Origin of the sequence: Sphingobium sp. S6, assembly GCF_905120495.1 — a bacterium.
GTDB classification, from domain to species: domain Bacteria; phylum Pseudomonadota; class Alphaproteobacteria; order Sphingomonadales; family Sphingomonadaceae; genus Sphingobium; species Sphingobium agri.
In genome coordinates this window covers 27,143-49,002 of record NZ_CAJHOG010000009.1, presented here as the reverse complement: position 1 = coordinate 49,002, position 21,860 = coordinate 27,143, and the positions used below count along the sequence as shown (strand labels likewise).

The following is a 21,860-nucleotide window of genomic DNA, read 5'->3' as shown; positions in this document are numbered from 1 at the left end:
GATCTCAGGAGATTGGTTCGGACTCGTTTAGGGTCAATGGATGAGGACGCGCACAGCGTTTGCCGGGCGTTCATTTCCGTCTTAGAACTGACGCGCAGCACGCCATTCAATCCGGTGGCGAACGGCCTCCGCGATCGCTGGCATGACGTCTATATCATTCGACGCATGTGCAACCGCGTTCGTGCTGACGATCCTTTCGACAAGCCCACCCAGAACCTGCTCTGCATCGCCGGCAAAAAGCGGATGCACGACCACGCAATCCGGTCGCGCGAACCCCATGCCGACCAGTTGGCGCGCCGCCTCGGTGAGGGTCCGACCGGATGAGGCGATATCGTCGACCAGCACCGGCTGGCGATCGAGAAACGCTGGGGCATTCGGAATCGAGATGGTGACGTGACGGTCGCCGGATCGGATTTTCTCGCACACGAGAAACGGAGCATCGGCATCGGCCGCCACCTGCGAGACCCACTGTTCGCTTTCCAGGTCCGGACCGATGATCAGCGGGCGAGCGACATTGCGCTTGATCCACGAGGCCAAAAACGGCGCGGCATGAACAACCTGGGTTGGGATGCGGTAGATTTCCGACAATTCATGGTAGCGATGGAGATGCGGATCGACCGTCACCAGCCAGTCGAGATGGCGAGACAGGATCGCAGCAAAGGTTCGCGACGTCACCGCCTCGCCGGCATGGAAGCGTATGTCCTGGCGCATGTAAGCGAGGTAAGGGGCGACGAGCCCGATCCTGCGAGCGCCAAGATCGCGCGCGGTGTCGGCTGCGAACAGCAGCGGCAACAGCTTGGCGTCCGGATGATCGAGACTGGACAGCAGGATGACCTCGCGGTCGCTGACGTCGTTTCCGACCCTGAGATAGGTTTCCCCGTCAGGAAACTGACGATGCTCGATCGTGCCGACCTCTGCATCGAGCGCGGCGGATAGCGGCTGTGCCAGGGCCTCGCTGCCAGACAGCGCGAACAGCACGGGACGGTTCATAGCGCTTCAATCCCGAAGATCGGCCCGTCGCTCACCGCATAGGCCGCCGCATAGTCGAGCTCGCCCGGGCTCTCGGCATGAATGCTACACAAGGGAGCCCCGGCATCCACCATCTGGTTCAGCCGACACTGCAGCGCGACGCCGGCGGCCTTGGCCATCGGCGCGCCGGCAAGCTTCGCGACCGTCGCGAGCTTGCGATTGTCGATACTCACCAGGCGGCCGCTATAGGGAGCGATCATATCCTGTTGGAACCGGGCGACCGGTGGAGCCCGCATGCCGCCCTGCGCTTCGCAGATACGTTGGAACTTGGCCCAGGCCCGGCCGCTTTCGAGGCACGCCCGCGCACGCGCATAACCTTCGCGGGCCGGGGCTGCGTCCGCGAGCTCAAGCAGTCCTCCCGCCAGCTCGCAGGCCCGGTGGGCGAGATCCTCGGCGCCCGGCTGCCCCTGGAGCACGGCAAGGATATCCTGCGCCTCGAGCGCCGGACCGATGCCCCGTCCGATCGGCTCGGCGCCGGGGCCGCGCATCACGCGCGTGCGAAGCCCGAAGGCTTGGGCGACAGAGCTCAGCGCCCGCTCGAGCGTGTCGGCGGCATCGGCGCCGCGTACCTTGGCGGTCGGCCCGACCGGGATGTCGATGACCAGATGGGTCGCACCGGCCGCGATTTTCTTGGACAGCACCGAGGCGACCATCTGCCCGACGGCATCGATATCGAGCACCCGTTCCACGCCGATGATCACATCGTCGGCAGGGCTGAGGTTGACGGCGCCGCCCCAGGCGATGCAGCCGCCTTCGCGCTCGACCACCTTGCGGATTGCGGAAACGTCGAGGTCGACAGGTGCCAGCACCTCCATCGTGTCCGCCGTGCCGGCCGGTGAGGTGATCGCCCGCGACGATGTCTTGGGCATGATCAGGCCCTCCGCGGCCATGATCGAGACGATGATCGGCGTGGTGCGATTGCCCGGCAAGCCACCGACGCTATGCTTGTCGACGATGACCGTTCCGGGCCACTGCAATCGCTCGCCGACATCGACCATCGCCCTGGTCAGGCTGATCGTTTCGTCCGTATCGAGCGGGACCGCTGAGCAGGCCGTGACGAACGCCGAGAGATGGACATCGCTATAGCGTCGCTCGGCGATGTCGGTGATGATCGCTGAAAAAGCCCCGTCACTGAGACGATTGCCATAGATGCGCCGACGCACTTCGGCGAGCGAGGCGAGAGGCTGGGCGTGCGCGATCTCGACCGGATCGCCATCGCTGACGCCGAGCCGCTGCCATGCGGATTCGGAGAGGCCGATCTCGCCGGGCGCTGGAGTCTCCGCGGAGCTGTGCAGCAGCGAGACGACGATTTCCCGCCCGCCGGCGCGCAGCGCGACCTGCGCGCGGGACGCAAGACCTTCCGAGCGGCAGACGGGACAGTCGTGGCGCATGACCGCGATCAGATCGCTTCCGGCAGCCGACAGGCCGATGCGGCGTGCCCGCAGCGTCGTCGCGACAGGCTCTGCTTCGGCGTCCTCGATGATCCCGGGCTTCACGCGAGCATGCCCCAGCTACCCAGCGCCGGTACGCTGCATGCCCAACCCAGTTCCTCCGAGACACGCTTCGCCAGGACCTGGGCGCCGGTCGGCTCGCCATGGGTGACATAGACGTGGCGCGGGGCCTCGTGCAGCGACCCGAGCCAGCGCATGAGTTCGTCGCTGTCGGCATGCGCCGAGAGCATCGTCAGGTTGGCGACCTCGGCTTCGACCGGGATATACTCGCCGTGGATCTTGATCGTCCGGGCGCCGCCGATCATGGCGGCGCCGCGGGTGCCCGCCGCCTGGAAGCCCGAGAAGAGGATGAGGTTCTTCCCATCCGGCGCGAAGCGCTTGAGATGGTGGAGCACGCGGCCGCCCGTTGCCATTCCACTGGCCGAGATGATGACCTTGGGGGTGGGGTTGGCGGTGAGTTCCTTGGATTCCTCCACTTCGCGCACATAGTGCGCGACGCTGCACGCCGCTTCGCACTCGGCGCGAGCCAGGCGATGCTCGTCCATGAAATCGCACATCAGCCCGCTCGCGTTGATCGCCATCGGGCTGTCGAGGAAGATCGGGATGTCGCGGAGGCGTCCCTGCGCGCGCAGACGCGAGAAATGATAGAGAAGCGACTGAACCCGTCCCACGGCGAAGGCCGGGATCACCACCGTCCCGCCTCTCTCGACGCATCGCTCGACATGATCTCCAAGCGTCTTTGTCGGATCGACCTGCTCGTGGCGCCGATCGCCATAGGTCGATTCCACCAGGACATAGTCGGCGCGCGCGGGCGGCTCGGGATCCTTCATCACCGCATCGCCGTAACGGCCGATATCGCCTGAGAAGAGGATTGTCCGCCCCTTCCAGTCGATCTCGATCGACGCCGCGCCGAGGATGTGGCCGGCGCGATGGTAGCGCACCCTGATGCCGTCCGTGACTGCATGCCACGCTCCGAACTCGATCGGGCGGAAGAGCTGCAATGCCAGACGCGCGTCGGCCTGGGTGTAGAGGGGCAGCGCCGGCTGGTGCCTGGAGAAGCCGTGCTGGTTGGCGAACTCCGCATCCTTTTCCTGCAGATGGCCGCTGTCGGGAAGAAGGAGCTCGCACAGGGCCGCGGTCGCCCGCGTGGCAAGGACGGTCCCGTCCCAGCCCAGGCGCGCCATGCGCGGTAGTGCGCCCGAGTGATCGAGATGGGCGTGGGTCAGCAGCACCTGGCCGACATCCGCGACTTCGGGTGGGATCGATGCCCAATTAAGGCGGCGCAGATCCCTGGGTCCCTGAAACAGGCCGGAATCGACCACGATCTGAGTTTCACCATCGTCCACCAGATAACGCGACCCTGTGACCGTTCCCGATGCGCCGAGAAAGGCAACGCCGAGACCATCGGCCGGGCGCTTGGCCAGATCGATCCTTGCTTCACGCTCGAAGATGGTCACGCGGGAATGGTGCCGTTTCTTTCTCTTTTGCATGGACGCGGGCCTGCCTCTCACGATTATGTTCGTGAGCGCAGCATTGGTTCGCGGACGCCGCACGCCTATACGCAAAATCCGCAGCACGACTGCTGCTCCCCGACAGCTGCGTCGCCCGAACGCCGATGGCCGATCCCATCGATCGCCTTACCCATGCCTGCGCGATGCCCGGGGGACTTCGGTCTCTACTTATACCTTGCTCCTTGGACTCGAGCCTATGCTGCCCGGACGTTGACCAGAAGAGGACGGCATATGGGCGAACATGACCATCGCATGCGCAAGCGCGGCAAGATCGTTCTGATCGGCTTCCTGCTCGTCGCTAGCTTCTTCCTCCTCACCGAGCATACCGCGCACTTCCTGGGTGTGCTGCCCTATCTCATCCTGCTCGCCTGCCCGCTCATGCACCTGTTCATGCACCGCGGCCATGGTGGGCATCAGCATGGCCATGAGCCCGGTCAGGCACCCGCCGGCTTACCGGCCAATCCCAACGGCCGCATCGAAGGAGAGTCGCGATGACGCACGCCGACTATGGCTATGGTCTGTGGGGGCTCGCGCTGGTTAACGCCGCCGTTTTCATCCTCTTTGCGTTCAGCTTCTTCAAGCCGGCAACTAAACGAGACTGGCGCAGTTTGGGGGCGTTCAGCGCTTTCATCATAGCGCTCTTCGCGGAAATGTATGGCTTCCCGCTCACGATCTTCGTGCTTTCGGGGTGGCTCCAGTCGTATTTCCCCGCTGTCGACTGGTGGAGCCACGATGCTGGACATCTCCTGGAGATGATGTTCGGCTGGCGAGTTAATCCCCATTACGGTCCATTCCACATCGCCAGCTTTGTGCTGATCGGCGTGGGTTACTGGCTGATCTCGGTTGCATGGACGGCCCTTCACTTGAGTCAGCGCAAACACCAATTGGCCCTTACTGGGATTTATGCCCGGATCCGGCACCCGCAATATGTCGGCTTCATTCTCGTCATGCTCGGCTTTTTGCTACAATGGCCGACCCTTTTGACCCTTGCTATGTTTCCGGTGCTCGTCGTGATGTATATTCGGCTGGCTCGGCATGAGGAAAAGGAGGCGCTAGCCAACTTCGGCGAGGTTTACCGCGATTATATGGCTCGCGTGCCCGGCTTCATTCCGAATCTGACAATCCATTCGCGTCGAAGAAGGCCATGGCGATCCTTGACGGGAATGGCTGATGTAATTGCCGGCAAGGTCAATGCTGACGTTCTGACTGGCCTTATTATTCGGACATCGTTACCCGACCTCACAGCACACTACTGCAGCAATCCCGGTTCGACTGCGCAATCATCTTGGGAGGGCAAGTTCGCCTTGCACGGGCAGATTCGGTGTGGAGCTGATGCCCGGCACTAGACGCAGAGCATCGCCGATCAAGGTATAGACGGCGTGGCGCTGGCCGCCACGGTTCCGATGGTCGACGCGATAGCCCTGATAATGTCGGCGGAGCAGGCCTGCATTCACCAGTTCGGAAACGGCGCGACTGAGATTACTCTTGCCGGCTGTGCGAATGCGTGCCCGCATTTCCTCCGCGATCACGCCGCGCCTTTTCTCCGGATCGCCGGGGAGCAGTCCGTTTCTAGCGAGGTCGCTCTCGACCCGCTCGGCCAGCGTAATGCTGCGCGGACCACGCTGGGCCATCGGGGTCAATGCGTCGCATAGCCAATCGCGCAGGGAAACGAGCCCATCGTTCCGCCTGACCCAGGGACCGGCGCTTCCATCTGGCCCCGCCACCTGGGCGATCAGGTTGAGCAGCATGAAGGCATAACGGGGCCGGCTCGATACGGTCGCCAGCGTCTCGAGCACGGCCGCGACATCACAGCCAATGGAGGGTTCAAGAGGCTTGCCTGCATGAAACATAACATGATGGAATCAAGCACAAAGCAGGATCAATGTGAATCCCAAATCGGCGGCCACAGACGGGTTGTCAGCTATGACACTTTGCCGGCGGATAAAGTGTCATAGGCGATCCATTCTAATCGTAGATTGTTGCGAATCGTTCTCAACTCATCCTGATAATCATGGCGCTCGCCGCTTAGGTGTGGACGAGCCGTCTCCTCGCGAACGAGCTTCCGTCGCCTATGGCGAACAGGATAAAAGACTGCGGCCGCCTTGATGATCTCACGCGCTTTGCGACGGACTGTCAGCGTGCTGAAACCCTTGGCGATCTGCATGGCACGATCGATGCCGCCGTGCGCGATCTTGGCTTCCGCTGGTTCACGCTGCTTCACAATATCGACCTTCGGCGCGGCGACGAGCAAAGCCTGTTCCTCACAACCTATCCGTCGGCCTGGCTCGAGGAAGTGCTCGAAGAGCGCCATTATCTCGAAGATCCCATCCATGCGGCCTGCGCACGTACGCCCTCTGGACTGGCCTGGGACCGTGTCGGCGACGTGCTGGAGCTCACGCCGCGCCAGCGAGGCATCCTTGACCGCGCCCGGGATCATGACCTTGCATCGGGCTACAGTTTGCCGATCCGGACCCCGGGCGAGCCCGAGGCGATCTTCACTGCGGCCCGATCACGCGACGAGCCGCTGAGTGCAGAAGAGGTTCTGACCGCCCGTCTGCTCGGCTCGGTCGCTTATGATCGGGCGCGCGAGCTGCTTGGCGAAAGGGCAGGGCCATTGGCCTGCGTCCCTCTCAGTCCTCGCCAGGTCGAATGCATCGCGCTCGTCGCGCAAGGCAAAAGCGACTGGGAGATCGGCCAGATCCTCGGCCTCAGCCGCGATACCGTGCACGAATATGTTGAATCGGCCCGCAGGCGTTATGGCGTGCGACGACGCACGCAGCTGGTGCTGCGCGCGGTTCGCGATGGTCATCTCAACATGGAAGCGCTGCTCTGATCTCGCCGGCCATATGATGATCGGGCTTGGGCAAGTTCAGGATTTCTGCGCTGTCGCTGGCGCGATCAAGGACGCTACGGCCTTGTCTGACCTGATGGCCGAAATCACGAAGGCCATGGGCTTTCGGCACTATGCCCTGGTCCATCATGTCGACCTGAAGCCTGCGGTTCGCTCGGTCCACATCGTCGACTATCCGCAAGACTGGGTGGAGCGCTTCCAGGCGAGACGCCTCTATGCGAGCGACCCGATCCACCGCGCCAGCCATCGCACCAATGTGGGCTTTGCCTGGTCGGCGGTTCAGTCGATCATCTCTCTGACGGCCGCCGATCGCTCGATCCTGGCAGAAGCCTACGAGGCCGGGCTGGGCGACGGCTTCACCGTTCCGGCCCATATTCCTGGCGAGCTCAATGGATCCTGTTCCTTCGCGATGGCGGCGGGCGAGATGCTCGACCATCGGCAGCTGCCGTTCGTGCAGCTCGTCGGCAGCTTCGCGTTCGAAGCGGCACGCAAGATTTCCCGGATCCACGCGCCGCAATCCGAATGCCCGAGCCTGACCGAAAGGCAGGCCGAATGCGTGGCGCTGGTCGCGCGGGGCAAGACCGATTGGGAGATCAGCCAGATCCTCGGCATCGGCCAGGAAACGGTGATCCAGCATGTGAAGGATGCGCGCGACCGCTATGGCGTCACCAAGCGCACCCTCCTCGCCATTCGCGCCTTGTTCGAAGGGCAAATCAGCTTTGCCGATGTGTTCGGCCGATGATCTCCCCAGAACTGGGGATAACGCAAAAAAGCCGCCTCTGATCGACTGACAGGCCTCACCAAAAGGAGGCTGTCATGCACATCGGGACCGGCTTTTCGCAAGCCATGGAACACCGCCTGTTTCGCTCCATGTTCGAGGAGCGCAAGCGGGTCTTCGTCGATCTTCTTCGCTGGGACGTTCCGGTCATCGCCGGTCGCTACGAGATCGATCAGTTCGACAATGATCGCGCCGTCTACATCGTTGTTACCGGGGACGACGGGGAACACCGGGCCTCCGCACGGCTTCTGCCGACCACGCACGAGCATATTCTCGGCACGATCTTCCCGGATCTTTGCGAGGAAGCGCCGCCGCGCGGCAGTGCTATCCTGGAAATCACCCGCTTTTGCCTTGCGCGAAAATTGCGCGCCCGGGAGCGTCTCGAGCTGCGCAATCAGCTGGTCACCGCGCTCGTCGAATATGCCCTCGCCAACCAGATCCACAGCTTCACCGGGGTCGCCGAGTGGCCGTGGTTCCAGCAGATCCTGGGTTTCGGCTGGACTTGCCGACCATTGGGTCTTCCCACGTCCGAGCAAGGGCGAAGTCTCGTCGCCTTGCAAATCGATGTGGACGACCGAACGCGCGAGCAGCTGCGCGCGAGCGGCATTTTCCGCCCTGTCGGCCTTGCCGATCTTCCCGCCGCAGCATGAGGAGGGCGATCATGGCCACGATCGCACGGCGCGGCGTCTCCGCCGCGACCAAAGCCGACGAAAATCTGCGGCAGCACGGCTTCTGCATCCTGCGGGATGTCGAGTCTCGGTCACGCATCGAGGAGATCAATCGATCCCTCCATCCGCGTTTTGCCGCCACGCCTTTCTGCCAGGGCGGATTCTACGGCCCTCGGACAAAACGCTTCGGTGGCCTGCTGAAGCGCGCGCCGACGGTTGAAAGTCTTGTCCAAAACCCTGCCGTCATGCGCCTCGTCCACGCTATCCTCGAGCCCTGGTGCGACACGGTCCAGCTCAACCTCACGCAAGCGCTCGAGCTGCACCCGGGGGCGCCAGCGCAATTTCCGCACCGGGATCAGGACATGTGGCGCGGTCCGACCGGCGAGCTCGAATATCTCGTCAACGTCATGTGGCCGATTTCGCCGTTCAAGGCCGAAAATGGGGCGACGCTGGTCTGGCCGGGGAGCCACAATGGCGGGCAGGGCGACGACGGCGCGGAGCCGGTCGCCATCGAAGCGGATCCGGGATCGGCGATCATATTCCTGGGATCGACCCTCCATGGCGCCGGCGCGAATCGTTCAAACGCGGTGCGCCGAGGCATCATCGTCAGCTACTGCCTCGGCTGGCTGAAGCCCTATGAGAACCAGTGGCTGACCTATCCGCCCGAGGTGGCCAGCGCATTCTATCCCGAGCTTGCCGCGCTGGTCGGCTACCAGCAGCACCGCCCCAATCTCGGCAATTATGACGGGCAGTGCCCGTCCATCCTGCTCGGCGGCGATCCGCCAGACCATCTCGCCGCAATCGATGCTCTCCGGCCCGACCAGGAAGGCGCTCTGTCCGAATTCCTGCGGCAGCAAACCGATCAACTCCCCCCCCGGCTAGGGGGATTGCCGAAATCGAGCGCGGTCGGAACAAAAGAGAGGTGAAATCCAACGGATAGCTGACGGCATTTCCCGACGCGGGAGCTGTCTCTCGCGGGGGAAGACCCGATGCAACGTGCAATATTCGGCATGGCGATGCTCGCCCTCGCCACAGCCCTTCCAAGCGCACCGGCAGCGGCGAATGACCTGGGCTGCCAGGTTCTCCTGTGTCTTTCCAATCCCGGTGGCGCGACCCAATACGCGCAATGCGTGTCGCCGATGACCAAGCTATGGCAACGCTTGGCCACCGGCGGCGCCTTTCCCGGCTGTAGCGGCGGCGTCGCCCGCACGAAGGTCTATGATCGCGATTCCACAACTCGCCGCCGGGTGGTCATCACGTTCAACGACGGCCGCAGCCAGACCTTCTCGCTGGCCGGCATCGAGCGTTTGGACGGCGGCCGCCGATGATCCTCGATGTCGCCACCCTTCTTTCGCTTGCAGGAGCTTGCGCACCGACGGTGGCGCCTGAGACGCTCATTTCGATCGTCCACACGGAGAGCCGGTTCAACAGTCTCGCAATCGGGGTCAATAGTCCCGGCGTGCGCGCGCCAAAGCCCGCGACCAAGGCGCAGGCAATCGCTGCGGCGCGCAGCCTGATTGGTCGAGGCTACAACATCGATCTCGGCCTGGGACAGATTAACAGCGCCAATCTCGGCTGGCTGGGGCTTTCGGTCGAAAATGCGTTCGAACCCTGCTCCAATCTGGCCGCCGCCGCGCGTGTCCTCGCGACCAACTACCAGGCGGTCGCGCGCCTTGCCCCGAGCCGGGATCATGCGATCGCGACCGCCCTGTCGATGTACAATACCGGCGACCGGCAGCGCGGCTTTCGCAATGGCTATGTCGCCAGGGTCTATGCCAGCGCGTCGGCCGTCATTCCGCTGATCCGTGGCACGGCGCCGGTGGCTGCCGCACCAGCGATTCCTCAATCTCTGCCCACCTTCGCTCCGCCACCCGACACCCCTGTTTCGCCACCGGCCGCAGCTGGGTGGAATACAGCGGCGAGGGCGAGCCAGGCCTCGCTCATGGTGTTCGGCGACGGGGCCGCATCTCAGAAAGGACAGCATCCATGACAGCAATCACCGCCCACCCGGGCGGACGGCCCCAATGGGCGCGACTTCTGCTGCGCGTCATCGGCGTGATGGCATTGGCGCTGCTTGTCTCGATGCTGCTGAGCGATCCTGCACACGCGCAAGGTGCCGACGGCATCACGTCCATGGCGGAGAACATCAAGACCTGGCTCACCGGGACCTTCGCCAAGACCATCGCGGTGATCGCGGTCGTGATCGTTGGGTTCATGTTTTTCACCGGGCGCGCCAGCCTCGGCCTTCTGGTGACGGTCATCGTTGGCATCTTCATCGTCTTCAGTGCGCAGTGGATCGTCGACACCATCACAGGTGGTGCGTGAAGGAGAGCGCCGCCCTGGACGAGCGGCTGCGCGAGGAGACGCTGTTCCTGGCGGTCACGCGGCCGACGATGTGGCTCGGCGTGCCGCTCGAAGCCTCGTTGCCGATCGCGCTTGCCGCCTGTCTCACTTTGATCGTCAGCGGCAACCCGCTCTATGCCGGCGCCATCGGAGGCGCCTGTCTTGCCGTGGCGCGGCTCATCGTGCGGCACGATGCCAATGCCTTCCGGCTGCTGTGGCTGTGGACCATGACCAAGGCGCGCAGCCGGAACCGCGCCTGGTGGGGCGGCAGTTCCTATTCGCCGCTCCCGGTTGCCGGGCTGAAACGCAAGGGCTTTGCGCGTGGCTAGCGCGGCTGCCCAGCTTCCGCCGCGCAAGACGCCGTGGCGCATATTGCGGCAAGAGGCCGAGCCGGGTCGCTATCTGCCCTACGTGCGCCACGTGACATCGGAGGTGATCGCGCTCGATAGCGGCGACCTCATGATGATGTTCCGCCTTGAAGGGCTTGCGTTCGAGACCGCGGATCCGATCCACCTCAATGACTGGCACGAGAAGCTCAACGGCACCTGGCGCAACATTGCCGACGATCGGCTCGCGCTCTGGACGCACATCGTTCGCCGCCCGGTCGATGACTATCCCGAAGGCCAATTCCGCTCGGACTTCGCGGCCGATCTGGACGAAAAATATCGCGCGCGGGTGACTGCCAAGCGCATGTTCGTCAACGAGCATTATCTGACGCTGATCATGCGGCCGGCGGTCGGCTCGGCCGATCGGACCGGGCTTCTCCTCAAGCGCATCGCCAAGGCCAGGGCGGCCGATGAGGAAGTCGACCCCGACGAGTTGGCCCGCTTCGAGGAGAAGGCGCGCGATATCGAAAAGCTGCTTCGGCGGTGCAGCCCCGCGCGGCTCGCTCTTTATGAGCAGAATGGCCTCCTATTCTCCAGGCCGCTCGAAGTGCTCGAGCAAGTCATGATGGGCGCAAAGGCCAAGGTCCCGCTGGTCCGAGGCCATCTTGGATCAGCCCTCTACGGCGAGCGGGTGATCTTCGGACGCGAGACGGTCGAGATCCGCGCCCATGATGCGAGCCGCTGGTTGGGCATTTTCGGCATCCGGGAATATCCCGCGCTCACCCGTCCCGGTCAGATGAACGCTCTGCTCGGCCAGGATTTCGCGTTCGTCGTCTCGCAGTCCTTCACCTTCATGGGGAAGGCGCGCGCAGCCGAAAGGCTGCGCCGGCGACAGAACCAGATGGCTTCGACCGAGGACGCGGCAGCAAGCCAGGCGCTCGACCTCGAAGACGCCGCCGACGATCTTCAAAGCAATCGGTTCGTCCTTGGCGAACATCATTTCTCGCTTGGGGTGTTTGCCGAAAGCCAGAGGCGACTCGCCGATAATCTGTCGGCCGCGCGGGCGGCGCTCGCGGACGCTGGTTTGGTATCAGCGAGGGAAGGGCCGGCGCTCGAAGCAGCCTTCTGGGCTCAGCTTCCCGGTAACTTCGCGTGGCGGGCGCGGCCGGCGGCAATCACATCGCGGAATTTCGCCGCATTGGCACCTTTTCATACCTACCCCGCAGGCCGGCCGAGCGGAAATCATTGGGGTCCGGCGATCGCGCTGATGAAAACGGCCGCGCAATCGCCCTACTATTTCAACTTCCATGTCGGGGATCTCGGCCACACGCTCATCATCGGTCCCTCGGGCGCGGGCAAAACGGTCGTTCAGAACTTCCTGATGGCGCAGCTCGAGAAGACGGGCGCGCAGCAGATCTTCATCGACAAGGATCGCGGCGCCGAGATCTACGTGCGGTCTGCTGGCGGGATCTATCTGACGCTGAAGAACGGGGAGCCAACCGGCTTCGCGCCGCTGCGGGCGCTCGAATATGGGCCGCGCAACCTCGTCTTTCTCGGTCGTCTGATCCGGCAGCTGGTGACGCCGCCCGGCGGCACGCTGGGCGTCACCCAGGAGCGCATGATCGACGAAGGCTTGGCGTCGCTCGGGCGGCTCGCACCGGAGAACCGATCCATTCTGGCCCTGCGCCAGCTGCTCGGCCAGCGCGATCCGGAAGGCATCGGCGCTCGGCTTGAGAAATGGTCGCGAGGCGGATCGCTGGGTTGGGTGTTCGACAACGAGATCGATGCTTTGTCGCTCGATGCGCCGTTCCTCGGCTTCGACATGACCGACTTCCTCGACAATCCGGAAGTTCGCACGCCGATCATGATGTACATGTTCCATCGCATCGACGGCCTTCTGGATGGCCGACGACTGGTGATCGACATCGATGAGTTCTGGAAGGCGCTGGGTGATGACGCTTTCCGCGCCTTTGCCCAGGATGGCCTGAAGACCTACCGCAAGCAGAACGCCTTCCTGGTTTTCGGCACGCAGAGCCCGGCCGATGCGCTGCGCTCGGATATCTCGCACAGTATCATGGAGCAGGTCGCGACCAAGATCCTGCTGCCCAACCCCTATGGGCGTGAAACGGATTATATCGACGGGCTGGGCCTGACCCAGGCGGAATTCAAGCTCGTCCGTCACGACCTGAACCCGGAATCTCGCCGCTTCCTCATCAAGCAGGGTCATGACTCGATCGTGGTGGAACTGGACCTGGGCGGCCTCTCCGACGAGCTCGCGGTGCTCTCGGGCACCACGGAAACCGTGACGCTCCTCGATGCCATTCGCGCTGATGTCGGCGACGACCCGGCGAAATGGTTGGCTCTTTTTCACCAGCAGCGTCGGTCTGCATCGATCAGGAAAGGATGAGCTATGGGTAAGGGCATATACGCAGCACTTGGCGCCATCGCCCTTGGAATGGCGGGGCCTGCAGTCGCGCAAGGTATCCCCGTCTACGACAGCTCCGGCTATCTGCAGGCGCTGGCCACGGTGAAGAACACCCTGTCGATGATCGATCAGGGGAAGGAGCAGATCGCAGAAGCGAAGCAGCTCTATGGCAGCTTCAACCAGGTCACCGACGTCAACGGCATCGCATCATCTCTTTCCACCGATGCCATGCGCCACCTTCTGCCGCGGGAGGCCCGTGACATCAGCCGGCTGATGTCGTCGGACAATGCCAGCCTGGGCTCGCTCGGGAGCTCCGCGACCCGTATCCGGGACGCCAACCGTATCGCTTTGCCGGAATTGCGACCAGGTGCGTCGGCGTATGAGCGCGCTTCCCGCGACAACCTCTTGCGGAACGGCGACCTCGCAGCGCGCGATGCCGCGATCGCGGAGGCGGCCTATGGCGTGTCGGCCCAGCGTACCGCCGGGCTCGAAGAACTGAGAACCTCGCTGGATACGGCTTCGGACGCCAAGCAGGTCATGGATATCCAGGCGAGGGTAGGGGTCGAGAATGCCCATATCCAGAACGACGCCTTGCAATTGCAGGCGCTGCGAATGCGGCAAGAAGCAGACGTCCAGTTGCGATCACAGCGCGAAAGCGAAGCGATACTGGCGACGAAGCTAGAAAGCTTGTCGCAATGACCGCGAGAGCTTTGCTGCTTGGGTTTGCCGCAGCGGGAATGCTCGCAGGATGCGAGCGGGCACCGCGCGGGAAGGACTATCTAACCTCTCACCCGGAAGAGCTCAGAGGACTCGTCAAGGCCTGTGCCGACGGATCACATCCCAACGAACAGGAGTGTTCCAACGCTGAAAGCCTCCGGATTCTCGACAACAAGATGCGGTCGCTTTCGAAATAATCCAGCGCCTTGGAGCTTCGCATGGCCACGGACATGTTCAATTCACTTTACGCGAACGTTGATGGGAAGCTTGATCTTTTCCTCAACGAGCGTCTCCAAAACGTCGTAGAGGTTGTCCGTGGTCCGCTCGCTGTCGGGCTGGTTATCTACATCGCCCTGTTCGGCTACATGGTGATGCGGGGCATCATCAGCGAACCATGGGGTGAGCTATTCTATCGGATGGTGAAGCTCTGTCTGCTGTATGTTGCTGCGACGACGGTCGCCTATTCCGATTGGATCACGACGCCGCTCTTCCACGGAATGCCCGATGCGATCTCCCAAGCTCTCGCCGGTAAGACGATCGACACAGTAGGAGAGGCCTTCGACGACTATTACACTCAAAGTGATGCTATAGTTGCACGGATAGAGACTGAAGCCGCAACGTACAGCGACATTAACCCATATAAACTGGTCCTCTATGCGCTGAGCCTGGGGCTGAAGGCATTAGCTGGGCTCTCGGCAGCGGTTGGATTTGCTATTACTATATTTGCCAAAGTTGCGTTGGCGATCATTATCGCACTTGGCCCCATCTTCATCGCTCTAGCTCTCTTCGAGCCAACGAGGCGTTTTTTCCACGGCTGGCTGGGGCAAGTATTCAACTATATCGTTCTCCTTGCTGTAATCATAGCCATCACGACCCTGATCACAGACCTCGGAGCGGCTGCAACAGCAGCATCTGAAGGCGTCGTGGATACGGCTTTCGGTGCTGTCCTGTTTGCAGCGTACATATTTTTGGGCACGATCTTCTTCTTCCAGGCTCCAGCCATTGCAACGGGAATAGCCGGGGGAGCCGCTGCCGGCGTGGGTGCCTTCGCCGGAACGGCCTGGGGCACGATGGCATCTCCCTTCCGACAGCGTCGCGTCATGCGCAACAGCCGCAACTTGGAGCGCGCCGCTCACCGCGGCGGCACCATCGAAGCGGCGTAGCGAGGCATCTCATGGCTTTTTCTTCACCAATATTCGCGCCTAGCTTCCGCCGTAGCGTCACCTGCCTGGGCGTTGTTCTGGCTGCGCTCGGCGTCGTCGGCTGTGCATCCGGTCCAAAGAAGCTCGCGGTTTGCAATGGCCATCACCTGCGCGACGTGAACATCTATGGAAGCGTCTTACCGGGCTCACCTGTGCCTGCGACCACGGCGCCGAGAGCTGCGCCGCCCATACCGCCGCTATCGCATCCAAGAGACGGCGATCCACCCCCACCGCCCGCCGTGCCTTCCGCGTCATCTTCCGGAGACAAAGTATCGTTCGCACCAAGGGGACCGCATTATGCGAGCTGCTGATGACCGCTCGGAGGCGGTGCCGGCATCGGGGCTGCAGCGCTATTTCCGGGACGCACGAAGCTGGGATCAGGACAGGATCCGGAACGCGCTGCGCTCGACCCGCATCGCTTGGAGCATCGCGGCCATCGCCTCACTCCTGGCCGCGGCCTCGATCTTCGCAGTTGCGGCTCTGACGCCTCTCAAGACTGTCGTGCCCTATGTTATTCGCGTCAACCAGACCACCGGCGCGGTGGATGTCCAGACCGCGCTCACGCAGCGGCCGATGCGCTACGATGAGGCGGTCACCAAATACTTCCTCGCCCAGTATGTGAGAACCCGCGAAAGCTGGATCCCGGCAGCGGCCGAAGAAAATTTTCGGTTCGTGACGATCCTCTCGCAGCCGACCGAACAGCAGCGCTGGGCGCGCTTCTACAGTAGCAACAATGGTGCCAGTCCCCAAAATGTCTGGGGCAAGAACGCAGTTGTGCAGGCGCGCGTGCGCAACATCGCCTTCATCAACGATCGCGTCGCCAATGTCCGGTTCACGCGGACAGTCCAGACCGAGACCGACATCCAGAACAGCGATTGGATCGCCACGATCACGTTCGCCTACGCCAACGCGCCCATGGCGGAAGGCGATCGCTACCGGAACCCGCTGGGATTCCAGGTCGAAAACTATCGTGCCGATCCGGAGGTGATCCGATGAGGGCGCTCTCCGCCGCCATCATTTGCGCGCTGGTGCCTGTAACGGCGGCGCACGCGGTCGAAGTTCCGCGAGGTGGTCCGTCCGACCCGCGCGTCAAGTTCGTCGAATATGAAGAGACCGAGGTCTATCGGATCGTCGGCACGTTCCGGACCGCAACACAGATTGTCCTGAGCGACGATGAGACGATCCAGCACGTCGCGCTGGGCGACACCGTATCTTGGGAGGTCGCCGTCGCCGGGCACATCCTGTTCCTCAAGCCGCGTGAGCGTGCCGGACCGACCAATCTCATCGTCACCACGTCGCGCGGAGGCGAATTGCGCAGCTATGCGTTCGAGTTGACCGCTCGCAGCGGTCCGATCACGGGCCGCAACGGCCAAGCCTATTTTCAGGTGCGGTTCCGATATCCCAGGGACGATGCAGACCGCGCCGCGCGTCTCAGGGCCGCGCAGATTGCCATGCAGGCGGCTGCCCTGGAGAGCCGGGCCGTTCGCGGCGCTCTCGATCATGGGGTCGTCGAAGGGCCTCGCAACATGAACTACAAGGTGCAGGGCTCCAGCGAGCTTCAGCCGTCGGAGGTCTCCGATAACGGGCAGTTCACGGTGTTGCGTTTCCCAGCGAACCGCGAGGTGCCGGCTATATATCTGGTGCGACCAGACGGGTCTGAGACGCTGGTTCCCTTCGACGTCCGTGACGAATTCGTCGTCGTCCATCTGGTGGCGCGTCAGCTGCGCCTTCGGCGGGGCGGCGAGGTGCTGTGCATCTATAATCAGGCGCCAGAACCCTATGGGGTCGATCATGGGACGAACACCGGGTCGCCCCATGTCGAGCGCACCATCACACATCCGCAGGAATGAGCCATGGTTGAAGATCCATCCTCCGTTTCGCGCCCTCTGCCGAGCGCCGATCTCACGCCAGAAAAAGACGAGATCCTGCACGAGCGCGGTATCGAGCCGATCGGGGGGATGACGCCTTCCAAGCGTAATACCGCCCTCATCTTTGCCGGCACGGCGATGGTACTCGGCATCCTGTGGGTTAATTCCGGAACGAGCCAACAGGCCTCCAATCGTGACCTCACTGCACCGGGCGGGGCGGCCCAAGAGCGGCGCGATATCGTGGCCCGGGAAACCGTCGATTACGCGGCGGTCGCGCCGCAGCCGAGACCGCTCGGCGCAGGCGGGAACGATCCCAACGCACCGGTGCTCAATCCCGCAGCCGGGGTTCCTGGCCCCGACGGTCAGATCGTCCCTGCCATGCAGCCCGGTGCAGCGCCCGGCCCGTCAGGCGCCCGGCCGAACCTGGCCGACCAGGCGCGACGGTCGACACTCATCGCCTATGGCGGGCGCGATCTCGGTGGAGAGACCTCGCAAGGCCCGGCGGCGGCCTCGAGCGCGCAACCGACCGAAAATTCAGGAACGCCAGGGAGTACGGAGGGCGGTGCGCCCAATGCGCTGGACTTGCTGCGACAAAGCTCAGCCGTAGGCGAAGCGCGAGCCTCGATGCTCCCCAATCGCAATTTTCTGATCACTGCGGGGACATTGATTCCCTGCACCCTTCAGACGGCCATCAATTCCGCACAGCCTGGATACACGTCCTGCCTGATTCCACGGGACGTGTATTCCGAGAATGGCCGGGTCGTGCTCATGGAAAAGGGCACGCGCGTACTCGGCGAGTATCGCGGGGGCATCCAACAGGGGCAGAACCGCCTCTTTGTGCTTTGGACCCGGGCGGTGACGCCACAAGGCGTCCGCATCGACCTTGCCTCGCCTGGGTCAGACGCGCTCGGCCGCGCCGGGCTCGCCGGAGCGGTCGACAGCTTCTTCTGGGCACGGTTCGGCGGCGCGCTCCTACTCTCGCTCGTCGATGACGCCGCCTATATTGCCGGGCAGGCCGCATCGAGCGGCAACGGCAATTTCAACAATGTCACGCGTGCGCCGAGCGAAGGGGCCGCGATCGCGCTCCAGAACAACATCAACATCCGGCCGGTGCTGAAAAAGAACCAGGGCGAGGAGGTCGGTATCTTCGTCGCCAAGGACTTCAACTTCGCCGATGTCTACAATCTGGAGCTGCGGCGGTAAGCCATGCGCGATACCGCCGTCCTCCGCCATTATCTCGAACCGCTTCTTCCGTTGCTGGAGCCGGATGATGTAACCGAGCTCGTCATCAACCGCCCGGGCGAGGCGGGGATCGAGGACCGGCAGGGGTGGCGATGGCATGAGTTGCCTGAACTGGACAGCGAGTGGCTTGGAACGCTCGCCGTCGCCGCGGCAAGCTTCACGCACCAGGACATCGATGGGCAGACGCCGATCTGTTCGACCGTCCTCCCAGGCGGCGAGCGCTGCCAGATCGTGATCCCGTCGGTGACGCCGAGCGGCTGCCCGTCCTTTACGATACGCAAGCCCTCGACCGTAACCCTGCCGATCGACCAGCTCGCACGCGCTGGCCTCTTTGACACGACGCGCGCGAGCGCCCGGGACCTTACCGAAACCGACGCCGAGTTGGTGGCACTTCGCGACGCGGGCGACTGGCCAGCCTTTTTCAAGGTCGCGGTCGCCGCGCGCAAGAATATCCTGGTCAGCGGGGCGACCGGGTCCGGCAAGACGACCTTGGCGAAAGCGCTTATCCAGCTCATCCCGCCCGACGAGCGGCTGCTTACGATCGAGGACACGCGCGAACTCATCGTGCCCCATCGCAATGTCGTTCACATGGTCTATTCGGGCGAAGGGCAGGGCCGTGCGAAGGTCGGTCCCAAGCAGCTGCTCGAGAGCGCGCTGCGCATGCGCCCGGACCGGATCCTGCTGCAGGAGCTGCGCGACGGCACCGCCTTCTTCTACCTGCGCAACGTCAACTCGGGGCACCCTGGGTCGATCACCACCGTCCATGCTGGCTCTGCGGCGGGCGCCTTCGAGCAGCTGACATTGCTCGTCAAGGAATCCGAGGGCGGCCGCGATCTCGCGCGCGATGATATCCGCGGACTTTTGCGAATGCTCATCGATGTGGTCGTCCAGACCCGGCGCCATGGCGGTCGCTTTGAGGTCGAAGAGGTCTACTTCCACCCGAAGGTGGGCGATGCCGGTGCAGCGTAACTTCTGGATCATCGGCCTGTCCGTTGCCGGCGGCACCTTATTGTGCTGCGCCATCGCCGTGCCAGTTGCCCTCTTTGGGATGGGCCAGATCGGCCCGAACACCGACATCACGGCCTTGCCCGCATGGTTGTGGTACTATCGGGCGGACCCGCTGCTTATTCTTTGGCTAAAGCGCGGGGCTCTGGCGGGCGCTGTTGTGGTCGGGCTCCTCGCAATCGGGATTCTGCGCCGCGGGCCGGCATTGCACGGCACCGCCCGGTTTGCGCGCGAAGGCGAGATCCGGCGGGAGGGCCTTCGCGACGCTGCCGGCATCGTTGTCGGCCGCAAGGCTGGACGTTTCCTGATATTCGGCGGGAGCGAGCATGTTCTGCTCGAGGCGCCCACGCGAGCGGGCAAGGGCGTGGGCGTCGTCATTCCCAATCTGCTGACCTGGCCAGATTCGGTGATCGTGCTCGACGTGAAGCGGGAGAACTGGGGCGCAAGCGCCGGCTATCGGGCACGGGCCGGCCAAGCAGTGCATCTGTTCGATCCGCTCGACGCGGAGGGGCGGACGGCGCGGTACAACCCCCTGGCGCACATCAGGCGGACTGATGACACCGAAGTCATCAACGAGCTGCAGAAGATCGCGGGCATGCTGTTCCCCGCGCCCGAGCGATCCGATCCCTTCTGGGCGGAGGCCGCGCGAGCGGCCTTTGTCGGCGTCGGCGCCCTGGTCGCATCCAACCCGGGCCTGCCCTTCACCATCGGCGAGATATACCGCCGCCTCACGAGCGGGGATCCCAAGAGCGACCTTCCCGCAGCGCTTCAGGAAGCTCGCAGGGTGGGCCAGCGCCTCAGCCAAGCTTGCGTGTCCGCGATCCAAGATTTCACCTCGGCCTCGGACAACACCTTTTCCGGGATCAAGCAGACCATCACCGCACGGCTCAATCTCTGGCTCAACCCCATGGTGGATACCGCCACCTCGGAGAGCGACTTCGACCTGCGCGAGGTGCGGCGTCGGCGCATGTCGATTTACCTTGGCGTGTCGCCTGACAATATCGACCGCATCGCGCCGATCTACAGTCTGTTCCTGCAGCAACTCGTGGATCTCAACACCCGCGACCTTCCTGAGGGCGCTAGCAATGTCCCGGTCCTGGTCCTGCTCGACGAGTTCGCCAGGCTCGGCAAAGCCTCGGTGATTGCGAGCGGCTTCTCCTACGTCGCCGGCTATGGCCTGCGCCTGGTTCCGGTCATTCAGAGCCGATCCCAGCTTCGCGCAATCTACGGTCCCGATGTCACCGACGAGATCATCGCCAATTGCGGCCTCGAGGTTGTCTTCACGCCTAAGGAGCTGAAGGTCGCGAACGAACTTTCCGAACGGCTCGGCTTTTTCACGATGAACGTGAAATCCCGCAGCCGTACCATCCACGGGCTACTGGCGAACCGGAGCATCTCGGAATCTGATCAGCGCCGCGCGCTCCTGCTGCCGCAAGAGCTCATGCAGCTGCCGAAGAACGAGCTCCTGCTCCTTCGCGCCGGCATCCCCCCAATTCGAGGGCGCAAGATCGCCTATTACCGGATGCCGCGCTTCACTCGGCGGGTGGTTGCTCCGCCTGTGCCGTCCGCCCGTCCAATCGCGGCAATGCTTTCCCCACCTACGCCGGCTTCAGCGCGGCAGGGCGCTGGTACACCCGGTCTGAGCGGCGCCCCACAGCAGCCGGCGACAAGCTCGGGCGAGACCATACAGGAGGAAATTGTGATGCGGGAAATGACCGACGCCGAGCTGGCAGGTGCGGCCAAGATCACGGATGACATGCTGGTTCTGGGCGACCTGGCCGAACTGCCGCCCCCGGGCGACGAGGCCGCCGCGATCGCGTTCGTGTCGGCGATGGTCGAGCGGGCACTTTTGCCATCGGTCGGGCAGCCATCCACATCCATTATCCAGGAAAGGACAGCCCATGTCCGCTGAGAAGTCCGAGAATTCGCGGGGCGCCAGGAAGCGCGCCAATGCCATTTCAATCGGTGAAGGTCAGTCCGCACCGCGTTCTGGGAAAGACACGCGGGACGACATTCCCAAGGATCCCGGCACCCCTAACAAAGGCAAGGAGGGGGCAGGGGTCGAGCCCCGATCAATTTCTGCCGGCGACATACCGGAGCCCCTGCGAAAGCGCTACTTTTCGTCGACCGGCAAATGGTCGGGCGAACCGGCCTACTTCACGACGGCGCAGGCAAAAGAGCCTGCATTTCGGGACCAAGGGCGGCGTCTTGTCACCTCGAGCGAGAGTGAGGAGGTCGTGCGTGATCTCGTCGCCATCGCCCGGCATCGCGGATGGTCGAATGTTCATCTTACTGGCAGCGAAGCCTTCCGCCGGGCAGCATGGCTCGAGGCCAGTCGCCAAGGATTGGAAGTACGAGGATATCGGCCGAACGAACGCGACCTACAAGAATTGGATCGGCTACGGCGAGACAAGAGCCGCAACAGTATTGCGCCGGCTGCCGTT

The 21,860-nt window shown here is 63.4% G+C and carries 23 protein-coding genes and 1 pseudogene; 20 read left to right on the top strand and 4 right to left on the bottom strand.

Features of this window, described 5'->3' with window-relative positions:
• Positions 1-81: 81 nt before the first annotated feature.
• From SPHS8_RS17115 to SPHS8_RS17105, 3 genes are read right to left on the bottom strand one after another with little or no spacing between them, the layout of a single operon-like run.
• Positions 82-990 (bottom strand): ribose-phosphate pyrophosphokinase, encoded by a 909-nt coding sequence (locus tag SPHS8_RS17115; RefSeq protein WP_007683377.1) that lies wholly within the window; start codon positions 988-990, stop codon positions 82-84.
• Complete coding sequence (locus SPHS8_RS17110) at positions 987-2,525, bottom strand: thymidine phosphorylase family protein (RefSeq protein ID WP_007683378.1); 1,539 nt, start codon at positions 2,523-2,525, stop codon at positions 987-989. The genes SPHS8_RS17115 and SPHS8_RS17110 overlap by 4 nt, the downstream gene beginning before the upstream one ends.
• Complete coding sequence (locus SPHS8_RS17105; protein ID WP_013849921.1) at positions 2,522-3,970, bottom strand: MBL fold/beta-CASP domain-containing RNA metallo-hydrolase; 1,449 nt, start codon at positions 3,968-3,970, stop codon at positions 2,522-2,524. Before SPHS8_RS17105 ends, SPHS8_RS17110 begins: the two co-directional genes overlap by 4 nt.
• Before the next feature lie 252 nt (positions 3,971-4,222).
• On the opposite strand from SPHS8_RS17105, the gene SPHS8_RS17100 reads away from it, so the two are divergent.
• Both SPHS8_RS17100 and SPHS8_RS17095 read left to right on the top strand, forming a co-directional pair.
• Positions 4,223-4,486 (top strand): DUF2933 domain-containing protein, encoded by a 264-nt coding sequence (locus tag SPHS8_RS17100; RefSeq protein ID WP_007683380.1) that lies wholly within the window; start codon positions 4,223-4,225, stop codon positions 4,484-4,486.
• A complete protein-coding gene (locus tag SPHS8_RS17095) occupies positions 4,483-5,337 on the top strand; it encodes a methyltransferase family protein (RefSeq protein ID WP_007683381.1) in 855 nt (284 codons plus the stop codon). The genes SPHS8_RS17100 and SPHS8_RS17095 overlap by 4 nt, the downstream gene beginning before the upstream one ends.
• Here SPHS8_RS17095 and SPHS8_RS17090 read toward each other — a convergent pair.
• Entirely contained in the window at positions 5,272-5,841 is a 570-nt protein-coding gene (locus SPHS8_RS17090) for a hypothetical protein (protein ID WP_013039076.1), read from the bottom strand. The two genes, SPHS8_RS17095 and SPHS8_RS17090, sit on opposite strands and share 66 nt — an antisense overlap.
• 221 nt (positions 5,842-6,062) lie before the next feature.
• On the opposite strand from SPHS8_RS17090, the gene SPHS8_RS17085 reads away from it, so the two are divergent.
• The 18 genes and pseudogenes from SPHS8_RS17085 to SPHS8_RS20505 form a co-directional block, all read left to right on the top strand.
• Complete coding sequence (locus SPHS8_RS17085; protein WP_007683383.1) at positions 6,063-6,824, top strand: helix-turn-helix transcriptional regulator; 762 nt, start codon at positions 6,063-6,065, stop codon at positions 6,822-6,824.
• A 13-nt stretch (positions 6,825-6,837) separates the two neighbouring features.
• Positions 6,838-7,584 carry a LuxR family transcriptional regulator gene (locus SPHS8_RS17080; protein WP_007683385.1) on the top strand — a complete coding sequence of 249 codons (747 nt, stop codon included), beginning with the start codon at positions 6,838-6,840 and terminating at the stop codon, positions 7,582-7,584.
• Between the two features lie 74 nt (positions 7,585-7,658).
• Positions 7,659-8,270: an acyl-homoserine-lactone synthase gene (locus tag SPHS8_RS17075; protein ID WP_007683387.1), complete on the top strand. Its 612-nt coding sequence runs from the start codon at positions 7,659-7,661 to the stop codon at positions 8,268-8,270.
• Between the two features lie 11 nt (positions 8,271-8,281).
• Positions 8,282-9,214, top strand: a complete 933-nt coding sequence (locus SPHS8_RS17070; protein ID WP_007683389.1) for a phytanoyl-CoA dioxygenase family protein — start codon at positions 8,282-8,284, stop codon at positions 9,212-9,214.
• A gap of 63 nt (positions 9,215-9,277) precedes the next feature.
• Entirely contained in the window at positions 9,278-9,616 is a 339-nt protein-coding gene (locus tag SPHS8_RS17065; RefSeq protein ID WP_009823965.1) for a hypothetical protein, read from the top strand.
• On the top strand, positions 9,613-10,278 hold the full coding sequence (locus tag SPHS8_RS17060; protein WP_007683393.1) for a lytic transglycosylase domain-containing protein: 666 nt from the start codon (positions 9,613-9,615) through the stop codon (positions 10,276-10,278). The genes SPHS8_RS17065 and SPHS8_RS17060 overlap by 4 nt, the downstream gene beginning before the upstream one ends.
• Positions 10,275-10,613, top strand: a complete 339-nt coding sequence (locus SPHS8_RS17055; protein ID WP_007683396.1) for a TrbC/VirB2 family protein — start codon at positions 10,275-10,277, stop codon at positions 10,611-10,613. The genes SPHS8_RS17060 and SPHS8_RS17055 overlap by 4 nt, the downstream gene beginning before the upstream one ends.
• The gene (locus SPHS8_RS17050; RefSeq protein WP_007683398.1) at positions 10,610-10,960 is read left to right on the top strand and encodes a type IV secretion system protein VirB3; all 351 of its coding nucleotides are present in this window, start codon (positions 10,610-10,612) and stop codon (positions 10,958-10,960) included. The genes SPHS8_RS17055 and SPHS8_RS17050 overlap by 4 nt, the downstream gene beginning before the upstream one ends.
• On the top strand, positions 10,953-13,364 hold the full coding sequence (locus SPHS8_RS17045) for a VirB4 family type IV secretion/conjugal transfer ATPase (protein ID WP_014072616.1): 2,412 nt from the start codon (positions 10,953-10,955) through the stop codon (positions 13,362-13,364). The genes SPHS8_RS17050 and SPHS8_RS17045 overlap by 8 nt, the downstream gene beginning before the upstream one ends.
• 3 nt (positions 13,365-13,367) lie before the next feature.
• Positions 13,368-14,081: a type IV secretion system protein gene (locus tag SPHS8_RS17040; RefSeq protein ID WP_007683402.1), complete on the top strand. Its 714-nt coding sequence runs from the start codon at positions 13,368-13,370 to the stop codon at positions 14,079-14,081.
• Positions 14,078-14,296: an EexN family lipoprotein gene (locus SPHS8_RS20680; protein WP_150132838.1), complete on the top strand. Its 219-nt coding sequence runs from the start codon at positions 14,078-14,080 to the stop codon at positions 14,294-14,296. The genes SPHS8_RS17040 and SPHS8_RS20680 overlap by 4 nt, the downstream gene beginning before the upstream one ends.
• Before the next feature lie 21 nt (positions 14,297-14,317).
• Positions 14,318-15,262: a type IV secretion system protein gene (locus SPHS8_RS17030; protein ID WP_007683405.1), complete on the top strand. Its 945-nt coding sequence runs from the start codon at positions 14,318-14,320 to the stop codon at positions 15,260-15,262.
• Positions 15,263-15,598: 336 nt separating this feature from the next.
• Positions 15,599-16,297: a virB8 family protein gene (locus SPHS8_RS17025; RefSeq protein ID WP_007683408.1), complete on the top strand. Its 699-nt coding sequence runs from the start codon at positions 15,599-15,601 to the stop codon at positions 16,295-16,297.
• Positions 16,294-17,151 (top strand): P-type conjugative transfer protein VirB9, encoded by an 858-nt coding sequence (virB9, locus tag SPHS8_RS17020; RefSeq protein ID WP_007683410.1) that lies wholly within the window; start codon positions 16,294-16,296, stop codon positions 17,149-17,151. Before SPHS8_RS17025 ends, virB9 begins: the two co-directional genes overlap by 4 nt.
• Positions 17,152-17,154: 3 nt before the next feature.
• The gene (gene virB10, locus SPHS8_RS17015; protein WP_014072617.1) at positions 17,155-18,372 is read left to right on the top strand and encodes a type IV secretion system protein VirB10; all 1,218 of its coding nucleotides are present in this window, start codon (positions 17,155-17,157) and stop codon (positions 18,370-18,372) included.
• Positions 18,373-18,375: 3 nt separating this feature from the next.
• Complete coding sequence (gene virB11, locus SPHS8_RS17010; RefSeq protein ID WP_007683413.1) at positions 18,376-19,380, top strand: P-type DNA transfer ATPase VirB11; 1,005 nt, start codon at positions 18,376-18,378, stop codon at positions 19,378-19,380.
• Entirely contained in the window at positions 19,364-21,328 is a 1,965-nt protein-coding gene (locus SPHS8_RS17005; RefSeq protein ID WP_007683415.1) for a type IV secretory system conjugative DNA transfer family protein, read from the top strand. Before virB11 ends, SPHS8_RS17005 begins: the two co-directional genes overlap by 17 nt.
• A pseudogene (locus tag SPHS8_RS20505) lies at positions 21,318-21,761 on the top strand (LPD7 domain-containing protein); the annotation flags it as partial. The gene SPHS8_RS17005 and the pseudogene SPHS8_RS20505, both read left to right, overlap by 11 nt.
• Between the last annotated feature and the right edge of the window lie 99 nt (positions 21,762-21,860).

What these genes read in the sequence shown, in the direction of transcription:
- SPHS8_RS17095 (WP_007683381.1), top strand. Translation starts at nt 4,483, where the DNA reads ATGACGCACGCCGACTATGGCTATGGTCTGTGGGGGCTCGCGCTGGTT.
- SPHS8_RS17115 (WP_007683377.1), bottom strand. Translation starts at nt 990, where the DNA reads ATGAACCGTCCCGTGCTGTTCGCGCTGTCTGGCAGCGAGGCCCTGGCA.
- virB10 (WP_014072617.1), top strand. Translation starts at nt 17,155, where the DNA reads ATGGTTGAAGATCCATCCTCCGTTTCGCGCCCTCTGCCGAGCGCCGAT.
- virB9 (WP_007683410.1), top strand. Translation starts at nt 16,294, where the DNA reads ATGAGGGCGCTCTCCGCCGCCATCATTTGCGCGCTGGTGCCTGTAACG.
- SPHS8_RS17030 (WP_007683405.1), top strand. Translation starts at nt 14,318, where the DNA reads ATGGCCACGGACATGTTCAATTCACTTTACGCGAACGTTGATGGGAAG.
- SPHS8_RS17040 (WP_007683402.1), top strand. Translation starts at nt 13,368, where the DNA reads ATGGGTAAGGGCATATACGCAGCACTTGGCGCCATCGCCCTTGGAATG.
- SPHS8_RS17070 (WP_007683389.1), top strand. Translation starts at nt 8,282, where the DNA reads ATGGCCACGATCGCACGGCGCGGCGTCTCCGCCGCGACCAAAGCCGAC.
- SPHS8_RS17060 (WP_007683393.1), top strand. Translation starts at nt 9,613, where the DNA reads ATGATCCTCGATGTCGCCACCCTTCTTTCGCTTGCAGGAGCTTGCGCA.
- SPHS8_RS17005 (WP_007683415.1), top strand. Translation starts at nt 19,364, where the DNA reads ATGCCGGTGCAGCGTAACTTCTGGATCATCGGCCTGTCCGTTGCCGGC.
- virB11 (WP_007683413.1), top strand. Translation starts at nt 18,376, where the DNA reads ATGCGCGATACCGCCGTCCTCCGCCATTATCTCGAACCGCTTCTTCCG.
- SPHS8_RS17080 (WP_007683385.1), top strand. Translation starts at nt 6,838, where the DNA reads ATGATGATCGGGCTTGGGCAAGTTCAGGATTTCTGCGCTGTCGCTGGC.
- SPHS8_RS17090 (WP_013039076.1), bottom strand. Translation starts at nt 5,841, where the DNA reads ATGTTTCATGCAGGCAAGCCTCTTGAACCCTCCATTGGCTGTGATGTC.
- SPHS8_RS17075 (WP_007683387.1), top strand. Translation starts at nt 7,659, where the DNA reads ATGCACATCGGGACCGGCTTTTCGCAAGCCATGGAACACCGCCTGTTT.
- SPHS8_RS17085 (WP_007683383.1), top strand. Translation starts at nt 6,063, where the DNA reads ATGGCGAACAGGATAAAAGACTGCGGCCGCCTTGATGATCTCACGCGC.
- SPHS8_RS17025 (WP_007683408.1), top strand. Translation starts at nt 15,599, where the DNA reads ATGCGAGCTGCTGATGACCGCTCGGAGGCGGTGCCGGCATCGGGGCTG.
- SPHS8_RS17065 (WP_009823965.1), top strand. Translation starts at nt 9,278, where the DNA reads ATGCAACGTGCAATATTCGGCATGGCGATGCTCGCCCTCGCCACAGCC.
- SPHS8_RS17055 (WP_007683396.1), top strand. Translation starts at nt 10,275, where the DNA reads ATGACAGCAATCACCGCCCACCCGGGCGGACGGCCCCAATGGGCGCGA.
- SPHS8_RS20680 (WP_150132838.1), top strand. Translation starts at nt 14,078, where the DNA reads ATGACCGCGAGAGCTTTGCTGCTTGGGTTTGCCGCAGCGGGAATGCTC.
- SPHS8_RS17105 (WP_013849921.1), bottom strand. Translation starts at nt 3,970, where the DNA reads ATGCAAAAGAGAAAGAAACGGCACCATTCCCGCGTGACCATCTTCGAG.
- SPHS8_RS17100 (WP_007683380.1), top strand. Translation starts at nt 4,223, where the DNA reads ATGGGCGAACATGACCATCGCATGCGCAAGCGCGGCAAGATCGTTCTG.